Genomic DNA, 3,227 nt, shown 5'->3' with positions numbered 1-3,227 from the left:
CGAAGAGGCACTATAGATGAAAAAAAATAAAAGAGAAACAGAGCTTCCATGGGAGCATCCAAAATTAGAAGATGAAGATCCAAAATCACTTGAGCTTGTAAAAGAGATTATGAAAAGTCCTACTTATTTAATGGCTGAGAAAGATGCGACATTTATGAACTCTTATGAAGCAAGAGGAGTAAGACTTGAGCTTGACTACCTAAAGACTGAACTAAAAATGAATGAGTATGGCATAAAACATACCATAGTTGTCTTTGGTAGTGCGCGAATAGTGGAACGCGATACCGCAATGAAACGACTCGAAGCTATTCAAGAGAAAATAAAAAAGAAAGAAGATGACAGAGCCTTGCTTAGAGAGTTATATGTCGCTGAGCGTATGGTTGGAAAAAGTATCTACTATGAAGATGCAAGACGATTTGGTCAGATTGTTGGAAAAAGTGGAAAAACTGCACAAGATTGTCGTGTTACACTTATGACAGGTGGAGGTCCTGGAATTATGGAAGCTGCAAATCGTGGAGCTTATGATGTTGGTGCAAAGAGCATTGGGCTAAATATTAAGCTACCACATGAGCAGTTTCCAAATCCTTATATCACACCTGATTTGTGTTTTTTATTTCACTATTTTGCCATAAGAAAGTTACACTTTCTCAACCGTGCAAAAGCCTTAGTTGTCTATCCTGGTGGTTTTGGTACTTTCGATGAACTTTTTGAGACACTTACGCTTATTCAAACAAAAAAAACACAGAGTATTCCTGTTGTTTTAGTTGGTAAAAGCTACTGGGAAAAAGCTATTGATTTTGAATTTTTAAAAGATGAAGGTGTTATAGCACCCCAAGATTTGGAAGTTTTTAAATTTGCAGATAATGCAGAGGAGGCGTGGGAGTACATTCTCTCTTGGCATAAAGAACAAGGCAATCCACTTTTTGATGAATAAATAGGACTATTATGAGTATAAATATTGATTTGATTCACTTTTTAGTTGTCGCTGCGTTTAGCTTTCTAGTGGGACTAGAGGTAAAATCTTATAGAAAAAAGTTTTCTAAAGCAAAAGAGCAAAACTACTTCTTTGGAGATATAAGAACCTTTAGTTTTGTAGGGATTTTAGGCTTTATTCTCTTTAAAATTGATATTATTCACTACTCTTTATATATAGCAGGATTTCTTGCTATCACCCTTCTCTTTGCCATTCTCTACCATAAAAATTTAGAGGACAATAGACGCAGTATATTACTTTTTATTGTGATGATACTTGTTTATACTTTTGGCGCACTCATCCAAACGCAGCCACTATGGATGACAGCACTTATATATGTCAGTATTGTATTTATTTTAAACTCTACAAAACCACTCAATAAAATCTTTGCAGAAATTAATATTACAGAGTTTGAAACACTCGGAAAAATGATCTTACTCTCAGCTGTTATTTTACCTCTTTTACCAGATACAAAAATCATTCCATACATTCCTCTTTCCCCTTTTAAGATCTGGCTTGCAGTGGTTGTAATATCTGGTATTAGTTATGGTGGATATATCTTACAAAAATATTTTTTTCCATCAAAAGGCTACTTTTTAACTGGAATATTTGGAGGTTCGTACTCTTCAACTGCCACAACTGTTGTCCTAGCAAGAAAAGCAAAACAGATAGGCGGGCTCAATGTTATAGATGCAGCAATCATCTCTGCAACTTCTGTTATGTACCTGCGTTTAGTCGTTGTTGCCCTTATCTTTAATTTGCACATTGGAGAGAGACTTATTCTTCCTTTTATAGGTTTGTCACTTGTAGGATTTATTATCTCCTCTTTCTATCTAAAGAACCAGACAAGAACAAAGGAACATGTAGGCATAGCCGATACAAACCCCCTAGAGTTAAAAACTGCATTTTTATTTGCATTTTTATTTGTCGCCATGATTGTTTTAACACATTTTGTAACGCAGAAATATGGAACATCAGGTTTGGAAATACTCTCATTTTTAGTAGGCTTTACCGATATTGACCCTTTTATTCTTTCCATATTAACTGGAAAATTAAGTGTAAGTTCCACACAAATAATTACTGCAATTATGATAGCAGCAGGAAGCAATAATCTTTTAAAAGCACTCTATGCTCTCTGGTTTGGTGGAGTTAAAAATACTTATAAATCAGCTATTTGGATTACTGTTTTAGGTATTATTACTATTGTTATTGGCATAGCTTATGAAAAAATACTCTAGGGGGAGATAATGGAACTCTATTTTGCAATCTTAAATTTTACACTTGCAGGTGCTATTGGACTTGTAGGTCTGCTTACTTTCACAAAAGTAAGTACACCACAAGAGGTTATTTTTGCCTCTTTACCTCTTCTGTTTGCTTTACATCAATTTACAGAGGGCTTTGTCTGGCTTGGTGTTGGTGGACATATAGAACATCGTGCTTTGGAACTTGCTGCTGGAATATTTATCTACTATGCACAAGGAGTTTTACCATTTTTAATTCCTCTCTCCATCTGGCTTATTGAAAAAAATGGTTATAGAAAAAAATTACTTGGATTGCTTACCCTCCTTGGTTTAGGATTAGCAATATATACAATGTATGGACTAGCAACAATGCCGAGTAGTGTAAGTGTTGTAAACAATACACTCTATTACAAAAACCCATGGACAGCAAATATCTATGACGCCATTATCTACATTCTAACAACTTGTGGGGCATTAATGCTCAGTAGTTCTATATCTGTGGCACTCTTTGGTGTTTTAAACCTTATAGGTTTGACTATAATTTTCTTGCTTCGTCCTTACGGATTTACCTCTCTTTGGTGTCTTTATGCTGCAGCCATAAGTGGACTTCTATACTTCCATTTTGTGGAACGACGCATTAAATTTTTACAAGATTTAAAAGAAAAAAGTGCCCAGTTCAATGAAAAACTCAATACCGAGTTGGACTCTTTAAATAAAAAAAGATTATTTACTATTAAAAAGGCTTAATGATGAACAAATTACTAGCACAAGAGATTTACTATTTTATGGTTTTAGGTCGTAACTTTGAGTATGCGGCAAAAGAGAACTATATGCAAGGCAATGTTTCAGGATTTTTACATCTTGACATTGGGCAGGAAGCTTTTAGTGTTGCTGCCATGAAAGCATTTGAAAAAGGCGATATTTTTTCAACTTATCGTGAGCATATTATGGCTATGGCAAGAGGAATTGCACCAAAAGCAGTAATGGCAGAACTCTTTGGCAAAGCTGAGGGG

The 3,227-nt window shown here is 35.0% G+C and carries 4 protein-coding genes; all 4 read left to right on the top strand.

Annotated elements, in window-relative coordinates; translation table 11 throughout:
* The first annotated feature begins 16 nt into the window (after window positions 1–16).
* Window positions 17–934 (top strand): TIGR00730 family Rossman fold protein, encoded by a 918-nt coding sequence (locus tag MVY38_RS06060; protein ID WP_297484356.1) that lies wholly within the window; start codon window positions 17–19, stop codon window positions 932–934.
* Window positions 935–945: 11 nt separating this feature from the next.
* Window positions 946–2,211 carry a DUF4010 domain-containing protein gene (locus tag MVY38_RS06055; protein WP_297484354.1) on the top strand — a complete coding sequence of 422 codons (1,266 nt, stop codon included), beginning with the start codon at window positions 946–948 and terminating at the stop codon, window positions 2,209–2,211.
* Window positions 2,212–2,220: 9 nt separating this feature from the next.
* Window positions 2,221–2,961 (top strand): DUF6629 family protein, encoded by a 741-nt coding sequence (locus MVY38_RS06050; protein ID WP_297484352.1) that lies wholly within the window; start codon window positions 2,221–2,223, stop codon window positions 2,959–2,961.
* 2 nt (window positions 2,962–2,963) lie between these two features.
* Window positions 2,964–3,227, top strand: a 264-nt coding sequence (locus tag MVY38_RS06045) for a thiamine pyrophosphate-dependent enzyme (protein WP_297484350.1), incomplete at its 3' end; no start/stop codon positions are given.

This window comes from Sulfurimonas sp. (genome assembly GCF_027056685.1).
In the GTDB taxonomy this organism is placed as follows: Bacteria; Campylobacterota; Campylobacteria; order Campylobacterales; family Sulfurimonadaceae; genus Sulfurimonas.
Note: the sequence above shows the minus strand (reverse complement) of the source record. Positions and strands in the feature narration are given on the sequence as shown.

Coding starts and splice junctions, on each gene's coding strand:
- MVY38_RS06060 (WP_297484356.1), top strand. CDS start 17: ATGAAAAAAAATAAAAGAGAAACAGAGCTTCCATGGGAGCATCCAAAA.
- MVY38_RS06055 (WP_297484354.1), top strand. CDS start 946: ATGAGTATAAATATTGATTTGATTCACTTTTTAGTTGTCGCTGCGTTT.
- MVY38_RS06050 (WP_297484352.1), top strand. CDS start 2,221: ATGGAACTCTATTTTGCAATCTTAAATTTTACACTTGCAGGTGCTATT.